Raw genomic sequence first — 18,349 nt, 5'->3', positions numbered from 1 at the left:
GCCACGCCGTACCCACAGCCAGTCGCCGGGGCGCAGCACGGGCAGCATGGAATCTCCCTCGACACGCACTCTCACGGATCTCAACCCCATCCCATGACGATGAGCAGCGACGGGTCCGAGGGGAGTCTGGCCACCACCAGATCCCCGGCGCTGACGGGAGCGCCACGCCGTACCCACAGCCAGTCGCCGGGGCGCAGCACGGGCAGCATGGAATCTCCCTCGACACGCACTCTCACGGATCTCAACCCCATCCCATACGGCATTTGAAGGCGAGTAAGGTCGGTAACGGACCATGTTGATCTCAGCATCAAGGAAGGACTTTCCGATGCTTGCACGACTTCTGCGGCCCAGGCTCGTCGCGTCCGCGCACTGCGACCTGCCGTGCGGCGTGTACGACCCGGCACAGGCCCGCATCGAGGCCGAGTCAGTCAAAGCCATCATCGAGAAGTACAACGCGAACGAGGACCCGGTCTTCCGCACTCGCGCACTGATCATCAAGGAGCAGCGGGCCGAGCTGGTCAAGCACCACCTGTGGGTGCTGTGGACCGACTACTTCAAGCCCCCGCACCTGGAGGCCTACCCCCAGCTGCACCAGCTGTTCTGGGAGGCCACCAAGCTCGCGGGCGCCGCGGGCGGCAAGGGCACCGTCGAGGTGGCCCAGGCGGACGAGCTCCTGGCCAAGATCGACGAGATCTCCAAGATCTTCTGGGCGACCAAGGCCGCCTGAGCCAGAAAGCCCGGTGATCGACACGTCCAGGCCTCGTGTGGGGTGCGACCACACGGGGCCTGACCTGTTCTTAGAGCCCATTCGGTGTCTTAAAGTGTTCTTGAGGTGCTAAATCACCCGGATCGCGAGTCCAAGCGGGCCAACCACCGCCGTGGGGCTGTAAGTTGCAGTCAGCGACTCTGCGAGGAGGAACGTGACCGAACACACCGAGACACCCGCGGTCGACATGGGCGGAATCCGTGACGTGGTCAGCGTCCGGCTGCCGGCCGCGAGTGCCTATCTGTCCGTGCTGCGTACGGCGACCGCCGGGCTGGCCGCGCGGCTGGACTTCACGCTTGACGAGATCGAGGACCTTCGGATCGCGGTCGACGAGGCGTGCGCGATGCTGCTGACCCAGGCCGTTCCCGGCACCGACCTGACGGCCGAGTTCGAGCTGACCGGGCAGCTGATGCAGGTCAGCGTCGAGGTCAGCACGGTCGGCAGCGCCGCGCCGAAACGTGATGACTTCGCCTGGATGGTGCTCACCGCGCTTGCCGACGACGTGGATGCCGTGACCGACTCCCCCGACCGTATGGCGATCGTGCTACGTAAGCGCCGGGGCGCGGCGAGGCCGGCGTGACGGAAAGGACTCGTGCCATGGCCGCCAGCGACCACGCGGTGCCCGACCGGGTGCGCGCGCGCCTGCTTTTCGCGGAACTGGCGGAGTTGACCCCCGACGACTCACGGCGCCAGCGCATCCGTGACGAGCTCGTCGAGCTCCACCTGCCTCTCGTGGAGTACCTCGCCCGCCGGTTCCGCAACCGGGGTGAGTGGCTCGACGACCTCACCCAGGTCGCGACCATCGGTCTGATCAAGTCGATCGACCGCTTCGACCTCGCCCGTGGGGTGGAGTTCTCCACCTACGCCACCCCGACGATCGTGGGCGAGATCAAACGTCACTTCCGTGACAAGGGCTGGGCGGTCCGTGTGCCGCGCCGTCTGCAGGAGCTGAAGCTCTCGCTCACCAAGGCGATCAGCGAGCTGTCCCAGCGCGAGGGGCGTGCCCCGACCGTCGGAGAGCTGGCCTCGTTCCTGAAGATGACCGAGGAGGAGGTGCTTGAGGGGCTTGAGTCGGCCAACGCCTACTCCACGGTCTCCCTCGACGCGCCCGACTCCGGTGACGACGACGCGCCCGCGGTCGCCGACTCCCTCGGCATCGTGGACGACTCCCTTGAGGGCGTCGAGTACCGCGAGTCGCTCAAGCCCCTTCTCGAACGGCTGCCGCCCCGCGAGAAGCGCATCCTTCTGCTGCGTTTCTTCGGCAACATGACGCAGTCGCAGATCGCCACCGAGCTGGGCATCTCCCAGATGCACGTGTCCCGGCTGCTGGCCAGGACCCTGGCTCAGCTCCGCGAGGGGCTGACGGCGGAGGACTAGACGCCGTCCCGGTGCTCTCCGTAGAGCGCCTGGGTCGTCGGGGGTGACAGCAGCGCGACCAGTCCGATCACTGCCACGGTGATCAGCGGGATGCCGATCGTCCGCTGGTCGGACTGGATCAGCGTGACGCCCACGACGACGGCGAAGATCTGGGCGAGCACTCCGGGGCTCCTGGACCATCGCTCGGTCCTCAGCATGCCCAGGGCCACCCAGACCAGCGCGGCCCCGAGCAGGATGCCGAAACCGGCGACGAAGGCCGAGCTCACCACGTCAGAGGGCTGCCCGATGACCGTCTCGACTCCGACGTAACCGCCGAGCAGCACGGTGACGACGCCTTCGAGCGCCATGACGACGGCTGCGACGGTGAGAGTGAGCGGGCGCTGGTTCGACACGGGGTTCGACACAGCCAAAGCCTATCGCCGGGACATCTCGCCCTTCTCTGCCGCCGTGGCCGTGGTCGCGGCGGATACGCTGGCGTTATGCGAGCGATGCTCCTGGTGAACCCCAAGGCCACCACGACGAACCAGCGGACGCGGGACGTGCTGATCAGGGCGCTGGGCGCGACGGTGGATCTGACCGTCGAGGAGACCCAGTACCGGGGGCACGCGGCCCATCTGTCCCGCGAGGCCCATGGCTCCGGTTTCGACGTGGTCGCCGTGCTCGGTGGCGACGGGACCGTCAACGAGGCCGTCAACGGCCTGCTCGACGCCCCTGGCATCGCCGACATCACCGGGGAAGCCGTGGAGGGCGGCGACGCCGAGACGGCCCGTCGGGAAGATTCGTCCGATGACGGTGCCGTGGACGACGGTGTGAGCGGGGGCGCGGTGAACCGTCCCGCGCTGCTGACGATCCCCGGAGGCAGCGCCAACGTCTTCGCGCGGGCGCTGGGGCTGCCCAACGACCCGGTCGAGGCGGTCGGCGCGATCCTTGAGGCCCTGCGTGACGACAGACGCAGGACCGTCGGACTGGGCCAGGCCATCTGGAACGGCCGGCGCAGATACTTCACCTTCTGCAGCGGGCTCGGGTACGACGCCGAGGTGATCAGGGCCGTCGAGGGGCTGCGGGGCGCGGGACGCAAGGCCACGCCCGCCCGCTATGTGAACACGGCCCTGCACCACTATCTGTCGACGGACAGGCGGCAGGCGCCCATGAGCGTCGAGGGGCCCGAGGTGCCTCCCGCGGACGACCTCTTCATGGCGATCGTCTCCAACACCTCACCCTGGACCTACGTGGGCTCCCGTCCAGTCTGCCCGACGCCGTGGGCGAGTTTCGAGACCGGCCTGGACCTGCTGGGGTTGCAGCGGCTCGACCCCGTCACGATGTGCCATCTGATGCCCCAGATCATCGGGGTGCGTGAGACCCTGCCCACCGGCCGCCACCTGGTACAACTCCATGACGAACGGGAGTTCACGGTGAGCGCCCTGCGCCCCGTGGCCTTTCAGCTTGATGGTGACTATCTGGGAGAGGTTGAGCGGGTAACGTTCCGCTCCATCCCGAAGGCGTTACAAGTGGTGGTATGACCAGTTACATCCGGTCATCGTGTGACGCATCCGACATGCATATCAGGCAAAACCTTCTCCCAAACCTCTTGCATGTACTGAGCGTGGCTGACAATCTCAACATTGACGTCGGAACGTAGGACCTTTGAGCGGAGACATCGCTCTTGGGCCACCGGCGATCTAGTGAACGCAACCCCGAACCGAACCAGGCTCGGGCGATCGTTCGCGCTGGTTAGTGAAAGTCTTCACAAAGTACACCGCCGGAGCCGAAGCAAGGGCTCCTCATCCGAAGGAGTGGACGCATGGACTGGCGCCACCGAGCCGCCTGCCGTGACGTGGACCCCGAGCTTTTCTTCCCGATCGGCAACACCGGCCCCGCCCTGATGCAGATCGAAGAGGCCAAGCAGGTCTGCCGCACCTGTAACGTCAGCGAGGCCTGCCTGAAGTGGGCGCTGGAGTCCGGTCAGGACGCCGGTGTCTGGGGCGGCATGAGCGAGGACGAACGCCGCGCCCTCAAGCGTCGCACGGCACGCGTCCGCACCCGTGTCAGCGCCTGAATCTCAGCGATCCGACAGAACCTTAGCAAACCAGGCGACGACTCCCGCGCACCCCTCCCCCCGGGCTCGAACCGTGACCCCATGCCACGGTCTCAGGCCACGGGGAGGGGAATGCTCAGCGTGACCTCGGTGCCACCGCCCTGACGAGGTTCGATCGCCAGCCTGCCCGACAGTTCGCCGACGACGAGCGTCCGTACGATCTGCAGGCCGAGGCTGGTCGACGACTCCAGGTCGAAGTTCTCCGGCAGGCCGTTGCCGTCATCGGAGACGATCACGTCAAGCCGGTCGGCACCTCGCTCGACGATCACCTGAAGCTTCCCGGGACGCTGGGCGAGACCGTGCTGGACCGCGTTCTGCAGCAGCTCGGTGAGAACCATCGCCAGCGGCGTCGCGATCTCCGAACGCAGTACCCCGAACGTCCCGATCCGGCGCGGCACCACCTGTGCCTCGGGTGCGGCGACCTCCCCTGTCATCGCGATCACCCGGTCGGCGATGTCGTCGAAGTCGACCTGTTCCTCGGGTGTGTGGGACAGCGTCTCGTGCACGATCGCGATCGAGCCGACCCTGCGCACCGCCTCCTCCAGCGCCTCCCGCCCCTCCGGCAGTTGCAACCGCCTGGCCTGTAGCCGCAGCAGCGCGGCCACCGTCTGCAGGTTGTTCTTGACCCGGTGGTGGATCTCCCTGATGGTCGCGTCCTTGGTCATCAGCTCCCGCTCACGGCGACGCAGCTCCGTCACGTCGCGGATGAGCACCAGCGCGCCGATGCGCCCGCCCCCCACGACCAGCGGGATCGCCCGTAGCTGCACGACCGTCCCGCCCGACTCGACCTCGGTCTCCCTCGGTTCCCGGCCGCTGGCCACGATCATCAGGTTCTCGTTGATGGGCTCGTCGGAGTAGCACAGGTTCGCCGTGGTACGGCCGAGCTCGGCACCGACCAGGTCCGCGTTGAGCCCCAGCCTGCGGTAGGCGGACAGGGCGTTGGGCGAGGCGTAGGTGACCCGCCCCGCACGGTCGAGCCTGAGCAGTCCGTCGCCGACACGCGGGGAGCGGACCAGGATCGGTTCGGCGCCGGAGAAGGGGAAACGTCCCTCGGCGACCATCTGGGCCAGGTCGGAGGCGCTCTGCAGGTAGGTGAGTTCGAGCCGTGACGGGGTGCGCGCGGAGGAGAGGTTCGTCGAGCGCTGGATCACGCCGATGAAGTGGTCGGCGCGCCGTACCGGGATGGTCTCCTCGCGCACCGGCACTCCGCTCGACCAGTCGGGGTCGCCCTCCCGGCAGATGCGCCTCTCGTTCCAGGCGGTGTCGATGAGCGCCCGCTCGCCCTTGGCCGCCGTCATCCCCACGATGTCGTCGTGATAGACGGTCGGGCCCGTGGTCGGCCGCATCTGGGCGACCGCGATCCAGCCGGTGCCCTCCCTGAGGGGGATCCACAGGATGAGGTCGGCGAACGACAGGTCGGCCAGAAGCTGCCAGTCGGAGACCAGTGAGTGCATCCACTCAAGGTCCGCGTCGTCGAGCGCGGTGTGACGAACCGCCAGGTCGCTTAGAGTCGGCACTCGTGCATCATGCGTGGTTTGAGGGGCCGAACGCGAATCGGGCACACCACATTGGGAAAATGCCCCCATGACACATGGGCCCGATCCGCTGGCGCGCTTCCGAACCGCCGCGGTGGCGCGGGAGGCCGCGGGACTCAGACGGGTCCTGCGTGCCCGGGCCTCCGACGACGACCTGGTCGATCTGGCCTCGAACGACTATCTCGGGCTCGCCGGGGACCGGCGGCTCGCCGAGGCCGCGTCCGCGGCGGCCTTCGAATGGGGAACGGGTGCGACCGGCTCCCGCCTCGTGACCGGTTCGACCGTGCTGCACGCCCGCCTTGAGGAACGGCTGGCCGCCTTCGCCCACGCGGAGGGCGCCCTGGTGTTCTCCTCCGGGTACCTGGCCAACCTGGCGGCCGTCACGGCGCTCGGCCGCGACGCCCTGGTGGTCTCGGACGCGGGTAACCACGCCTCGATCGTGGACGCCTGCCGTCTGTCGCGCTCCCCCGTGACGGTCACCCCGCACCGGGACGTGACGGCCGTGGAGAAGGCGCTCGCCGGCCGGGACACCGAGCACGCGATCGTGGTCACCGACGCGCTCTTCTCCGTCGACGGGGACCTGGCCCCGCTGGCCGAACTGCACGCGGCGGCCGTACGGCAGGGCGCGCTGCTGGTGGTCGACGAGGCGCACTCTTTGGGGATCCTCGGGTTCGGAGGACGGGGAGCGGCGCACGCGGCGGGCCTGGCCGGGGAGCGGACCGTTGTGAGAACGGTCACACTCTCCAAATCCCTCGGTTCCCAGGGCGGGGCCGTCCTCGGCGCTCCCGAGGTCATCGAAACCCTGATAAACACGGGCCGTTCCTTCATCTTCGACACCGCTCTCGCGCCGGGGAGCGTGGCCGCCGCACTCGCCGCGCTAGATATCCTTCACAATCAGCCCGAACTGCCCGGACACGTGCTCACCAGAGCGAAGGAGCTGGCCGCCCTGGCCCGCGACCTCGGTCTGGAGACCAACGATCCGGCGGGTGCGGTCGTCCCGATCGTGCTCGGCCAACCCGAGACGGCGCTTCGGGCCGCCGTCATCTGTGCGGAACACGGGGTGCGGGTCGGATGCTTCCGGCCGCCCTCGGTACCGGCCGGCCGCTCTTGCCTGCGGTTGACCGCGCGGGCCAATCTGAGTTCCGACGATCTAGCGGTGATCAAGGGTGCGCTCACCGCCGTGGCCGAGATGAAGGTGACCATGTGAGTGAGCGAAGCGAGCGGACCTGCGGGTGGGACACGGGTCCCGTCGCCCTCGAACCTCCGGACGAGGTGCGGGCGTGACGGAGGAATCCCCCAGAATCCCGAAGTACTACGACGTCAAGCGCAGCCTGCTCGCGCTCACCAAGAGCCTGGCCGCCGGCAGCGCCCTGCCCCCCGAGCGGACGCTCGCGGTGCGTTTCGAGACGTCGCGCACCACCGTGCGCCAGGCCCTGTCCGAACTCGTGGTCGAGGGACGGCTGGTGCGCATCCAGGGCAAGGGGACGTTCGTCGCGCACCCCAAGGTCGCCCAGGTGCTGCAACTCACCTCCTACACCGGTGACCTCAGGACCGTCGGCCTCGAACCCGACACCAAGATCCTCGACATCAGCTACATCACCGCGGACGAGCCGCTGGCCCGGCGCCTGGCGATCAACCCCGGCGGCCGGGTGCTGCGGATCCACCGGCTCCGTCTGGCCAACGGAGAGCCGATGTCCATCGACACCACCCACCTGTCCGCCCGCCGCTTCCCCCGGCTCAGGCGCGAGCTTGAGGTGCACTCCTCGCTGTACGAGACACTGCACAACGCCTACAACGTACGGCTGACGGACGCCGAGGAGATCATCGAGACCGTGCTGGCCACGCCGTACGACGCCCAGGTGCTGAGCGTGGACGTGGGTCTGCCGATGCTGCTGCTCACCCGGCACGCCTTCGACGCCGACGGCAACCCGGTCGAATGGGCCCAGTCCCTCTACCGGGGAGACCGCTACAAGTTCGTCACCCGCCTTCGACGCCCCTGACGTCCGTAAGGTGTGGAGGATGAGCATCCTCGTGATCACCGGGACCGACACGGGAGTCGGCAAGACGATCGTCACCGCCGCGGTCGCCGCGCTCGCCAAGGAGCGGGGCGCCTCGGTCGCGGTGGTGAAACCGGCGCAGACCGGGGTCGGCGCGCTCGACCCCGGCGACCTGGACGACGTCATCCGGCTGACCGGGGTGACCACCACCTTCGAGCTGTCCAGGTTCCCCGACCCCCTGGCCCCCGCGGCGGCGGCCAGGGTCGCGGGCCTGCCCCCGGTCTCCCTCGACCACGCCGCCGCCCGCATCGCCGATCTGGCCTCCTCCCACCGCCTGGTGCTCGTCGAGGGCGCGGGCGGGCTCCTGGTCCGCTTCGATGAGGAGGGGGCGACCCTGGCCGACCTGGCCAGGGCGTTGTCCGCTCCGGTGCTGCTGGTGACGCGGGCGTCCCTGGGCACGCTCAACCACACCGCGCTGACGCTGGAGGCCATGGCGGGACGCGGCCTCGACCTGGCGGGCGTGATCATCGGTTCCTGGCCCGCCGAACCCGGCCTCGCCGAACGGTGCAACGTCGCCGATCTGGAGATGCTCGCCGCCAGGCCGCTGGCGGGTGCGCTGCCCGAGGGCGCCGGATCCCTCGACCGGGAGGCCTTCGCCCGTACGGCCCGCATGGGCCTTGCCCCCGTGCTGGGAGGGGGCTTCGACTCCTCAGCCTTCAGATCCACATTTAGGCTCTAGCCGTAGCCGACGGCCTTCAGAGTGGAGCAGCATGAGCGACATACTCGACATCGCCCGCGTCCAGGTGCTTGAGGAAGGCAGAGGACTCGACGCCGGACAGGCCCTGCGGTGTCTGGAGTTACCCGAAGAGCGAGTTTCCGACCTGCTGGCGCTCGCGCACGAGGTACGTGTGAAGTGGTGCGGCCCCGAAGTCGAGGTCGAGGGGATCATCTCCCTCAAGACGGGCGGCTGCCCGGAGGACTGCCATTTCTGCTCCCAGTCCGGGCAGTTCAGTTCACCGGTCCGCGCCGCGTGGCTGGACATCCCGTCCCTGGTCCAGGCGGCCAAGGAGACCGCGGCGACGGGGGCGACGGAGTTCTGCATCGTGGCCGCGGTGCGCGGCCCCGACCGGCGGCTGATGGACCAGGTCCGCGAGGGGGTCGAGGCGATCAGGCAGGCCGTCGACATCAACGTCGCCTGCTCCCTGGGCATGCTCACCCAGGAGCAGGTCGACGAGCTGGCCGGGATGGGCGTGCACCGTTACAACCACAACCTGGAGACCGCCAGGTCGCATTTCGACAAGGTCGTCACCACCCACAGCTGGCAGGAACGCTGGGACACCTGTCTGATGGTGCGCGAGGCCGGGATGGAGCTGTGCTGCGGCGGCATCGTCGGCATGGGCGAGACGCTGGAGCAGCGGGCCGAGTTCGCCGGACAGCTCGGCGAACTCCAGCCCGACGAGGTCCCGCTGAACTTCCTCAACCCCCGTCCCGGCACGCCCTTCGAGTCGTTCCCGCTGCTGACGGGTACCGAGGCGCTCAGGACGATCGCGACCTTCAGACTGGCGCTGCCCCGCACGATCCTGCGCTACGCGGGCGGCAGGGAGCTGACGCTGGGCGACCTGGGCACCCGTGACGGCATGCTCGGCGGGATCAACGCGATCATCGTCGGCAACTACCTCACCACGCTCGGCCGTACCCCCGAGGCGGACCTCAACCTGCTGGCCGACCTGCGGATGCCGATCAAGGCGCTCTCCGAGACCCTGTGAGCCGAGGAACCCGCTCCCGGTGCCGTCCGAGGAGCGGGTTCCCCCATGTGACAGGTGGTCAGAGCGTTAGCCGGGGGGAATCTGGGCAGGGTCTCCAATCACTGTCCGGCTAAGTGACTGACTGGTAGGTTGCGCGATATGGAGTCTCCAAAGCACGCGGGCGACATCGCGGTCGCCGTCTCCAAGGCCTACGGGATCGAGACCATGTTCACCCTGTCCGGCGGGCACGTCTTCCCGCTGTACGACGGGGCGGTCCACGAGGGCGTGCCGATCCTCGACGTACGGCACGAGCAGAGCGCGGTCTTCGCGGCCGAGGCGACGGCCAGGCTGACCCGCAGGCCGGGTCTGGCCGTGCTCACCGCGGGCCCCGGCGTCACCAACGGCGTCAGCGGCGTGGCGACCGCGCACGCCAACGGCTCCCCCGTCGTGATCATGGGAGGCAGGGCGCCGAGGTCGCGCTGGGGCTCCGGCGCACTGCAGGAGATGGACCACCCGCCGTTGCTGGCTCCGATCACCAAACTGGCCTTCACCGGCTCCGGGCCCGACTCCGTCGGCGAGGACGTGGAGATGGCCTTCAGGACCGCCCTCGCCCCGCACCGGGGGCCGGTCTTCCTCGACTTCCACATGGACGACCTGTTCTCCCCGGCTCCCCCGCTCGAACACGCGACCAGGACCCTGACCCCCTCACCGCTCGAACCCGATCCCGACGCGCTCGCCGGTATCGCCGCCCTGCTCGCCGAGGCCGAACGCCCGGTGCTGGTGCTCGGCTCCGACGTGTGGATGGACCGGGCGGAGGAGGTCGCCAGGGGCTTCGCCGAGGAGTTCCGCCTGCCGGTCATCCCCAACGGACAGGGTCGTGGCATCCTTCCCGCGGGCCACGAACTCCTGGTCACCCGCGCCCGCGGCCTGGCCTTCTCCCAGGCCGACCTGGTGATCGTCGCGGGCGCCCCGCTGGACTTCCGGCTCGCCTACGGCTGGTTCGGCGGCAAGAACGGCACCCCGCTCGCCAGGGTCGTGCACCTGGCCGACGCGCCGTCGCAGCTGACCCCCCACATGCAGCCCTCCGGTGCCGCCGCGGGTGACCTGTCGCTGGTCTTCTGGGGTCTCGGTACGGCCTGCGGCGAGGCGGGCGTCTCCCCCAAGGCGTACGCGCCGTGGCTGTCGAGGTTGAGGGAGGCCGCCGACGCCGCGGTCGCCGGGGACGCCGAACTGCTGGCCTCCGGCGCCGACCCGATCCACCCGATGCGGATCTACGGTGAGCTGAACAAGATCCTCGCCGACGACGCCGTGGTGATCGGCGACGGTGGCGACTTCGTCTCCTACGCGGGCAAGTACGTCGAGCCGAGGCAGCCGGGCAACTGGCTCGACCCCGGCCCCTACGGCTGTCTGGGCACCGGCCTCGGCTACTCCATCGCCGCCCGCCTGGCCAGGCCATCCTCCCAGGTGGCGTTGCTGCTCGGCGACGGCGCCGCCGGGTTCTCGCTGATGGATGTGGACACGCTCGTCCGGCACCGCCTGCCGGTCGTGATGATCTGCGGCAACAACGGCATCTGGGGCCTGGAGAAGCACCCCATGCGGCTGCTGTACGGCTACGACGTGGCGGCCGAGTTGCAGCCGCAGTGCCGATACGACGAGGTGGTGACGGCACTCGGCGGGGGTGGTGAGCTGGTCACCGACCCGGCGGAGATCGGTCCCGCGCTGCGCCGGGCCTTCGACTCCGGCGTGCCGTACATGGTGAACATCGCCACCGATCCGGCGATCGCCTACCCCCGCAACACGACCGGGGTCTGAACGGCCCCGGATCGCCGGGGCCGTCCAGATCAGGAGGTGCTCGGGCTCGGGCTCGGGCTCGACGGGCAGGCGTCGTTGACCAGGGTGATGTCCACCGGCCGCTTCGCGTCCCACATGGTGCCCGCGCCGGGCCGCTGCTCGACCACCTTCATGCACTGGGTGACGTCGACGTCGGGGCCGATGCTTGAGGCCGCCTTGAAACCGGCCTTCTTGAGCACCGCCTTGGCCGCCTCCTCGTTGAGGCCCATCACGCTCGGCACCTTCTTCTTCACCACCGGCGTCGCGGTCGCGCTCGGCGAGTGAGTCGGGGACGAGGACGGTTTCGGGTTGTCAGCCGTCTTCGTCGGCTTTGCCGTTGGCTCCTCCGGCTCGTCGGATTCGGTCTCCGTCGGAGTGGGGGTCCGCGTCGGGGTGGGCTTCGGCTCGTCGTCCTGGGTGGGCCTCACCGTTGGGGCGGTCGTCTTGGGCGGCCTGTGGGTGGACGGAGGCTTCGCGGCGGAGGTGCTCACGGTCGGGACCACCATGCCCTGGGTGTCCTTGGTGGGGCCGGTCTCCCCCGCGGCCATCGCGTTGATCGCGATCCCGACGAGCCCGGCGCACGCCACGCCCGCGACGGCGAACACCGCGATCGTCCCGCCCTTACGCCGTGGCTTGCGTAAAGCCCGGCGACCACGTCCGGGGACGGAGACGGCGACCTCGGTGGCCGGGCTCCGTGGCGAACTCTCCTGGGGAGGCGTGGTCGCGGGCCCCGTCATCGGCGGACCCGGCTGCGGCGCGGGCTGCCAGGCGGTCTCCTGCACCGCCGGAGGCGGAGTGCCCGCCATACCACCCTGCTGGCCGGGAGCCGCCGTGGCCTGCCTGGCGGCGGCGCTCATCGCGGCACCGCTCGGGAAACGCCGGGCCGGGTCCTTGGACAGCGCCCGCTCGACCAGTGCCCGCACCCCGGGCGGGATGTGCGGCGGCAGCGCGGGAGGCTCCTCGCGGATGTGTTTGAGCGCGATGGTGACCGGTGTGTCACCGTCGAAGGGCCGCTGCCCGGCCAGGCACTCGTAGGCGACCACCCCGAGCGCGTAGATGTCCACGGCCGGTGTGACGGGTGCGCCCTCCGCCTGCTCAGGGGCGCAGTAGGCGGCGGTGCCCAGCACCATGCCCGCGTCGGTGAGCCTGCTCGCGGCGTCCGACCTGGCGATGCCGAAGTCGGTGAGCACGAGAGTGCCGTCCGAGCGGACCAGCAGGTTTCCCGGCTTGATGTCGCGGTGGACGATGCCCTGCTCGTGTACGGCCTGCAGGGCAGAGGCCGCCTGGGCGATGAGCTCCATCGCCGCCCCCGGCGCGATGCTCCCCAGACGCGCGAGCAGCCGGTCGAGCGGCTCCCCGTCGACGAACTTCATCACCAGGTATGCCGTCGCCCCCGCGCCGGGCACCTCGTGAACCCCGTAGTCATAGACCTCGACCACTCCGGGGTGGTTGATCGTCGCCATCGCCCGGGCCTCGCCCTGGAACCGCACCAGGAAGCCCGGATCGTCGGTACGGCCGGGCAACAGCACCTTGACGGCGACCGTCCTGGCCAGGACGATGTCCTCGCCGCGCCAGACCTCGCCCATACCGCCGGCGCCGATGCGGGTATCCAGGCGATACCGCCCCGCCAGCGTCGTGCCTTGGGCCACCATGAAAATCCCCCGTAACCCTCTCCGCTCCCGCCTCAGGGCTCTCCAACAAAGCGGATTTGTATCGCGGCAACGTCACGGCGAAGTCACGAAACCCTGTGGGCCGGACAGCTTGTTAAAGGCGCGTGCCGTAGCATGGCACAAATCTCAAAATCTTTGCGGTAATTGTACAGATTGTGGCTTTACCCGCCGGGGGACGAAGCCACTTTGGCGGTCACGACCAGAAAACGGCAGGTCAGGACAGTCGCGATCAGCCGCTCAGCGAGCCGTGTTCCGAACAACGCGCCGACCAGCCACGCACAGTCACCTGAACCACCATTCGGCGGCGGCAGCGGGCGCAGTAGCGGGGCGGCTCGAAGGCACGGGCGGCGAGACAGGCCGCGTGGTCTCCCTCATCCGAAGGACGACCGCAGTGATCGCAGTAGGGGGTCACAGGATCAGACCCTATGCTGGCCCGCATGACGCTCGCTCCCGGTATGCACGCCCGGCTGCTCATCATGGTCGAGAGGAGCGACACCGCGACGAAGGTCGGCAGCGGGGACGTCCCCGTGCTGGCCACCCCGCGGCTGCTCGCCTTCGCAGAACGCGCGACCGTCCAGGCGATCGGGGACGCCCTCGGACCCGGTCAGACCTCCGTGGGGACGAAGGTCACGCTGGAACACCTGGCCGCGAGCCCGGTCGGCGCCCACGTCGAGATCAGCGCCGAGCTCACCGCGGTCGAGGGCCGTCGCCTGTCGTTCGTCTTCACCGCCCGCGACCGCGACTCCGTCGTCGCGACGGGCACGGTGGAGCGGGTGATCGTCGACCGCGAGCGTTTCCTCGCCGGTCTCACCCGCTGACCCCCGGCCGCGCCGTCCACCCCGCGGGGCTACTCGATGACGGCGATGAGGTCGCCCTCCTGGATGACGTCGCCCTCGGCCACCTTGAGCTGGGCGATGACCCCCTCGTCCTCGGCGATGACGGGGATCTCCATCTTCATGGACTCAAGGATGACCAGGGTGTCACCGTCCTCGACGGTGTCGCCCTCGGAGACGAGGACCTTCCAGACGTTGGCCACCATCTCAGCGTGTACTTCAGCCACCGGAAACTCCTATCAATCACTGTGATTCAACTGTGCCAGACGGGATGACTCAGGCCCTCATCCGGGAGACCAGCCCGGTGTCGTAGCTCCCGTCAACGAACTCGGGGTGTTCCAGCAGCTCCGCGCAGAACGGCAGGTTGTTCTTCGGTCCCTCGACCTTGAAGTCCGCCACCGCCCCGCGGGCGCGTTCCAGGGCCTCGGCCCGGGTCTGGCCGTACACGCACAGCTTGGCCATCAGCGGGTCGTAGAACGGGGTGACCGTGTTGCCCTCGGTGTAGCCCGAGTCGACCCTGACGCCCTCACCGGACGGCTCCGACCAGACGGCGATCTTGCCGGGGCCGGGGAAGAAACGCTTGGGGTCCTCGGCGTAGACCCGGAACTCGATCGCGTGGCCACGCGGGGTGGCGTCGAGGTCGGTCCGCTCACCCGCGGCGATCCGCAGCTGCTGCTCGACCAGGTCGATCCCGGTGACGAGTTCGGTCACCGGATGCTCGACCTGGAGCCTGGTGTTCATCTCCAGGAACACGAAGTCCTGCTTGTCGGCGTCGACCAGACACTCGACGGTGCCCGCGCCGAGGTAGCCGACCGCCTCGCCGGCCCTGACCGCGGCGGCCAGCATGCGCTCGCGCAGTTCCTGGGTGATGCCGGGGGACGGGCTCTCCTCGACGACCTTCTGGTGACGGCGCTGCACCGAGCAGTCACGCTCGCCCAGAGCGAGGACGGTGCCGTCGGTCAGGCCGAGGATCTGCACCTCGACGTGGCGGGCCCGTTCGATGTAGTGCTCAAGCAGGATGGCGGGTGTCCCGCCGAAGCGGGCCGCCGCCCTCGACGCCTGTTCGAACGCCTTGGCCAGCCCCTCGGCGTCGTGGGCGACGCCCATGCCGATGCCGCCGCCGCCCCCGGCCGTCTTCACCATCAGGGGGTAGCCGATCTCCTCGGCCGCCGCGACCGCCTGCTCCAGGTCGGTGACCGGGGTACGGGTTCCCGCGGCGACGGGCACGCCCGCCTCCTCCATGAGGTTCCTGGCGTTGATCTTGTCGCCCATCCGCTCGATCGCCTCGGGAGATGGGCCGATCCAGACAATTCCCGCCTCGGCCACGGCCCTGGCGAACGCGGCGTTCTCCGAGAAGAAGCCGTACCCGGGGTGGATCGCCTGCGCGCCCGACTCACGGGCGGCCCGCAGGACCTTCTCCGCGTCGAGGTAGCTCTGCGCCGGGTTCGCGGGCCCCAGAAGGATCGCCTCGTCGGCCTCCCTGACGAACGGCAGATCCGCGTCTGCCTCGGAATACACCGCGATGGCCCGCAGGCCCATGCGCTGGACCGTACGGATGATCCGTCGTGCGATTTCGCCGCGGTTGGCGACCAGAACGGACTCGAACACTGTGGTGGACCCCTTTCGACCGCTCCACCTTATGACCGGCTTCCCCACTCGGCCCTTCGTCTGAGCCACCGATCACGGCAACACGATCTGTAGGAAACCCACAACAGTGCGAGGAAACCGTACGGCTCAAAGTCTGTTGAGGCAGGCCAGCCTGCCGACGACGCGGGTCATGGCCTCGACGACCTCGGGGTCGTACTCCTCCCCCGCACCGAGGTGGAGCCGTTCGAGCGCCGCCCCCGCCCGGTCGCGGTCGACGGACCCGCCGACCAGGTCGTCGTAGGCGTTGGCCGCCTTGATGACACGGCTGGCCACCGGCGGGTTCTCCGCGCAGCCATCGCACTGACGCCGGACGATCTCGGCGACGCGGTCGAGCACCCCGGTCTGGCGGATCACCTCCGCCCCGAGTTCGGCGATGCGCCTGGCCTGCTCGGGCTCGGTGAGGACCGTGGCCCCGCCGGGGATCGGGTCGCGCAGGGACAACTGCCCGATGTCGTGCATGAGCGCGGCGTACTCCAGGTCGAGCAGCTCGGGCTCGGCCATGCCCAGCTCACGGCCGGTCGCCACGGCCAGGCGGCTGACCCGGTGGGAGTGCCCCGGCTCGACGTAACCGCCGACCTCGGTCACCCGCGCCAGCGCCCTGACCGTCTGCAGGTAGGTCGCCCTGATCCCGGCGTACTTACGGAAGGCCACCTGGGTGACCAGCAGGGGCGCGGCGAAGACCAGCAGCGCGGCCATGTCCATGCTGTGCGAGGCCAGCGCGAGCAGGATGCCCGAGGCCGCAACCGCCGCCCACAGCGGAGCCGCCATCCGCAGCTCGTCCTGTACGGCGACGCCGAAGGCTGCCCGCACCTGCTCGGCCCGCAGCACGGCGGCCAGCAGCACGTCGACCAGCACCATCACCAGGACGAGCAGGCCCATCACCCCGAGGGCGGGCCACCAGCCCCCCTCCGGACGTTTGGCCAGTTCGAACAGCGGACCGGCCAACGGCCGGTAGGCCAGGGCGAGCAGGGCGCCGGTGAACAGCCTGCGCGCCATGGCGTCCGGGCTCGGCGGCCTGCCGACCGCCAGATGCGGCAGCGCACCGGCGATCATGCCGACCGTCAGCACCGCGATGACCTGCAGGGCCGTGTGCCGGGCCGGGACGCCCCCCAGATCCAGCAGCAACGTGTAGCCCAGGGCGGCGGCGGCGCCGATCGGCGCGACCTCCCTGTTGCCCGGCATCGTGAGCCTGGCCAGCTCACCCGCGGCGATCAGCGCGCCGAACCCGACGGCGACGCTGGGGGCGGTCAGACCGGTCGCGGCCGTGTGCGCGACCCCGGCGACCGCCAGCAGACCGGCCGCGCAGATCAGCAGGAGCTGACCGGAGTCGAGCCGCCGGAACGTCCTGGTGGCCAGGGTTGTCGTGGTGGTGCTGCTCACCGCTCGGGCACCACCTGGATGGGCATCGTCGGATCGTCGTGGTCCTTGGCGGTCGTCTCCGCCGTGTCCTCGGGGGGCGCGACGACCTTGCGCGGCGCCTCCCAGCCGTGACGGTCGACGGCCTTGGTGAAGGCGACGACCATCTCCGGGTCGAACTGGGTACCCGCCCCCTTGCGCAGTTCGGCCATGGCCACCTCCACGGGCCGGGCGCCCCGGTAGGAGCGGTCGGAGGTCATCGAGTCGAAGGCGTCGGCGACCGCGATGATCCGGGCGAACTCCGGTATCTCCTCCCCGGCCAGCCCCATCGGGTACCCCTTTCCGTCCTGCCGCTCATGGTGGTGCATGATCCCGGCGAACGCCTCGTCGAGGAAGTCGATGCCCCGCACGATCTCCAGTCCGCGCATCGGGTGCAGCTGGATGGCGGCGTACTCCTCCTCGGTGAGCGGCCCGTCCTTCTGCAGCACCTTGGTCGGCACTCCCAGCTTGCCCACGTCGTGCAGCATCCCGGCGTAGCGAATCGCCCGCAACCTCTCGGAGCCCATGCCGATCTCCTGGGCGATCATCCCGGAGGCCAGCGAGACCCGGGTGCAGTGGCCTCGGGTGTAGTAGTCCTTGGTCTCCACCGCCTGGCACAGCGCGGCGATCGTGGCGTCGTAGGAGCGTTGCTGGGCGAGGTACTGGCCGAAGGCCCAGCGGGCGACGAAGAGCGGCAGCAGCACGAGCACCGCGGAGATCGAGTTGACCGTGGCCCACAGCCCGGCGATCAGCAGTCCGAAGGTGGCGTAACCCAGGTAGGAGACCATGAACTGGGCCAGTCCCCGCAGCGGAGGCACCTGGTCGGCCTGCCCGGTGACGACCAGGACGATCGCGATGAGGACGAAGTTGAGCGGCACGAAGACAGCCGCGGCCCCGGCGAACGGCACGATCAGGTCGTCGAACCCGGCGATGTCCGGCAGCCTGGCCCTGCCGCCGAGCCACTCGTAGGCGCAGCCCGCGGCGTAACCGCAGATGGCGAACTGGGCGCCGTTGAACAGGCGCTTGACCAGCGGCAGCCCGGGACGCACGCTGAAGACGGCCGTCATGCCGACCAGCGCGGCGCCCTGCGGCCCGACGAGCACCACGGCGGCGAGCGCGGCCGAGAAGCTGACCGAGACCGCCGCCTGCTTGACGTTGAGCAGGGTCGGCACCGACTCGCACACCAGGAACAGCAGGGCCAGCACCAGGAGGTTCGACCAGTCGAGCCACTCCAGACGATCGCTTCCCGCCACGCTGTATCCGAGCAGCGCGCACGCCACTCCGATCACAGCGACCAAATAGACCTTGGCAAACCACGGCAGTCCACGCAAAGCGGCCACCCTTGGGGTCCTACGCGCGCGTGCTCAGGTCCAGGAGATCCCCAGTCGGATGGGGGTGACCGTTTCCTTCAACATGCGCTGCCTCCATGTCGATTTCCCACTCAGGCTACAGAAGCCGA

Annotated in this window: 19 protein-coding genes; 11 read left to right on the top strand and 8 right to left on the bottom strand. The window is 69.4% G+C overall.

Annotated features, from left to right (window positions below; all coding sequences use genetic code 11):
* Window positions 1-80: 80 nt before the first annotated feature.
* Window positions 81-251 (bottom strand): S24 family peptidase, encoded by a 171-nt coding sequence (locus ABZ463_RS27555; RefSeq protein WP_362780430.1) that lies wholly within the window; start codon window positions 249-251, stop codon window positions 81-83.
* A gap of 74 nt (window positions 252-325) precedes the next feature.
* On the opposite strand from ABZ463_RS27555, the gene sodN reads away from it, so the two are divergent.
* The 3 genes from sodN (at window position 326) to ABZ463_RS27540 (ending at window position 2,143) form a co-directional block, all read left to right on the top strand.
* A complete protein-coding gene (gene sodN / locus ABZ463_RS27550) occupies window positions 326-727 on the top strand; it encodes a superoxide dismutase, Ni (RefSeq protein WP_352015108.1) in 402 nt (133 codons plus the stop codon).
* Window positions 728-953: 226 nt separating this feature from the next.
* Window positions 954-1,346, top strand: a complete 393-nt coding sequence (locus ABZ463_RS27545) for an anti-sigma factor (protein WP_352015207.1) — start codon at window positions 954-956, stop codon at window positions 1,344-1,346.
* Between the two features lie 17 nt (window positions 1,347-1,363).
* Entirely contained in the window at window positions 1,364-2,143 is a 780-nt protein-coding gene (locus tag ABZ463_RS27540) for an RNA polymerase sigma factor SigF (protein WP_352015107.1), read from the top strand.
* Here ABZ463_RS27540 and ABZ463_RS27535 read toward each other — a convergent pair.
* The gene (locus ABZ463_RS27535; protein ID WP_352015106.1) at window positions 2,140-2,547 is read right to left on the bottom strand and encodes a hypothetical protein; all 408 of its coding nucleotides are present in this window, start codon (window positions 2,545-2,547) and stop codon (window positions 2,140-2,142) included. The genes ABZ463_RS27540 and ABZ463_RS27535 overlap by 4 nt on opposite strands.
* Window positions 2,548-2,622: 75 nt before the next feature.
* Here ABZ463_RS27535 and ABZ463_RS27530 point away from each other — a divergent pair, with 75 nt between their 5' ends.
* Window positions 2,623-3,663 (top strand): diacylglycerol kinase family protein, encoded by a 1,041-nt coding sequence (locus ABZ463_RS27530; protein ID WP_352015105.1) that lies wholly within the window; start codon window positions 2,623-2,625, stop codon window positions 3,661-3,663.
* A 281-nt stretch (window positions 3,664-3,944) separates the two neighbouring features.
* On the top strand, window positions 3,945-4,199 hold the full coding sequence (locus ABZ463_RS27525) for a WhiB family transcriptional regulator (RefSeq protein WP_352015104.1): 255 nt from the start codon (window positions 3,945-3,947) through the stop codon (window positions 4,197-4,199).
* Between the two features lie 92 nt (window positions 4,200-4,291).
* Here ABZ463_RS27525 and ABZ463_RS27520 read toward each other — a convergent pair whose 3' ends face one another.
* Window positions 4,292-5,755, bottom strand: coding sequence for a PAS domain-containing sensor histidine kinase (locus tag ABZ463_RS27520; protein WP_352015103.1), 1,464 nt, complete (start codon window positions 5,753-5,755; stop codon window positions 4,292-4,294).
* 67 nt (window positions 5,756-5,822) lie between these two features.
* Here ABZ463_RS27520 and ABZ463_RS27515 point away from each other — a divergent pair, with 67 nt between their 5' ends.
* The 5 genes from ABZ463_RS27515 to ABZ463_RS27495 all read left to right on the top strand — a co-directional run bounded on the left by ABZ463_RS27515 (window position 5,823) and on the right by ABZ463_RS27495 (window position 11,327).
* Complete coding sequence (locus tag ABZ463_RS27515) at window positions 5,823-6,980, top strand: 8-amino-7-oxononanoate synthase (protein ID WP_362780426.1); 1,158 nt, start codon at window positions 5,823-5,825, stop codon at window positions 6,978-6,980.
* Between the two features lie 73 nt (window positions 6,981-7,053).
* Entirely contained in the window at window positions 7,054-7,773 is a 720-nt protein-coding gene (locus tag ABZ463_RS27510; RefSeq protein WP_352015101.1) for a GntR family transcriptional regulator, read from the top strand.
* A 19-nt stretch (window positions 7,774-7,792) separates the two neighbouring features.
* Window positions 7,793-8,509: a dethiobiotin synthase gene (gene bioD / locus ABZ463_RS27505; RefSeq protein ID WP_352015100.1), complete on the top strand. Its 717-nt coding sequence runs from the start codon at window positions 7,793-7,795 to the stop codon at window positions 8,507-8,509.
* Window positions 8,510-8,540: 31 nt separating this feature from the next.
* Window positions 8,541-9,536 carry a biotin synthase BioB gene (gene bioB, locus ABZ463_RS27500; protein ID WP_352015099.1) on the top strand — a complete coding sequence of 332 codons (996 nt, stop codon included), beginning with the start codon at window positions 8,541-8,543 and terminating at the stop codon, window positions 9,534-9,536.
* 138 nt (window positions 9,537-9,674) lie between these two features.
* Window positions 9,675-11,327 carry an acetolactate synthase gene (locus tag ABZ463_RS27495; RefSeq protein WP_362780421.1) on the top strand — a complete coding sequence of 551 codons (1,653 nt, stop codon included), beginning with the start codon at window positions 9,675-9,677 and terminating at the stop codon, window positions 11,325-11,327.
* Window positions 11,328-11,356: 29 nt separating this feature from the next.
* Here the strand turns inward: ABZ463_RS27495 and ABZ463_RS27490 are convergent, their stop codons facing one another.
* Window positions 11,357-12,997, bottom strand: coding sequence for a protein kinase (locus tag ABZ463_RS27490; protein ID WP_352015097.1), 1,641 nt, complete (start codon window positions 12,995-12,997; stop codon window positions 11,357-11,359).
* 455 nt (window positions 12,998-13,452) lie between these two features.
* On the opposite strand from ABZ463_RS27490, the gene ABZ463_RS27485 reads away from it, so the two are divergent.
* Window positions 13,453-13,833 carry a hotdog domain-containing protein gene (locus ABZ463_RS27485; protein ID WP_352015096.1) on the top strand — a complete coding sequence of 127 codons (381 nt, stop codon included), beginning with the start codon at window positions 13,453-13,455 and terminating at the stop codon, window positions 13,831-13,833.
* Between the two features lie 29 nt (window positions 13,834-13,862).
* On the opposite strand, the gene ABZ463_RS27480 is transcribed toward ABZ463_RS27485, so the two are convergent.
* From ABZ463_RS27480 to ABZ463_RS27465, 4 genes are all read right to left on the bottom strand, one after another.
* Window positions 13,863-14,075 (bottom strand): biotin/lipoyl-binding carrier protein, encoded by a 213-nt coding sequence (locus tag ABZ463_RS27480; protein WP_352015095.1) that lies wholly within the window; start codon window positions 14,073-14,075, stop codon window positions 13,863-13,865.
* Window positions 14,076-14,124: 49 nt separating this feature from the next.
* Window positions 14,125-15,456: a biotin carboxylase N-terminal domain-containing protein gene (locus tag ABZ463_RS27475; protein ID WP_362780417.1), complete on the bottom strand. Its 1,332-nt coding sequence runs from the start codon at window positions 15,454-15,456 to the stop codon at window positions 14,125-14,127.
* A 126-nt stretch (window positions 15,457-15,582) separates the two neighbouring features.
* Window positions 15,583-16,875: an HD domain-containing phosphohydrolase gene (locus ABZ463_RS27470; protein ID WP_352015093.1), complete on the bottom strand. Its 1,293-nt coding sequence runs from the start codon at window positions 16,873-16,875 to the stop codon at window positions 15,583-15,585.
* Window positions 16,872-18,179 carry an HD-GYP domain-containing protein gene (locus ABZ463_RS27465; protein ID WP_352015092.1) on the bottom strand — a complete coding sequence of 436 codons (1,308 nt, stop codon included), beginning with the start codon at window positions 18,177-18,179 and terminating at the stop codon, window positions 16,872-16,874. Before ABZ463_RS27465 ends, ABZ463_RS27470 begins: the two co-directional genes overlap by 4 nt.
* Between the last annotated feature and the right edge of the window lie 170 nt (window positions 18,180-18,349).

The sequence above is a fragment of the Streptosporangium sp. NPDC020145 genome (assembly GCF_040631275.1).
GTDB lineage: Bacteria > Actinomycetota > Actinomycetes > Streptosporangiales > Streptosporangiaceae > Streptosporangium.
Note: the sequence above shows the minus strand (reverse complement) of the source record. Positions and strands in the feature narration are given on the sequence as shown.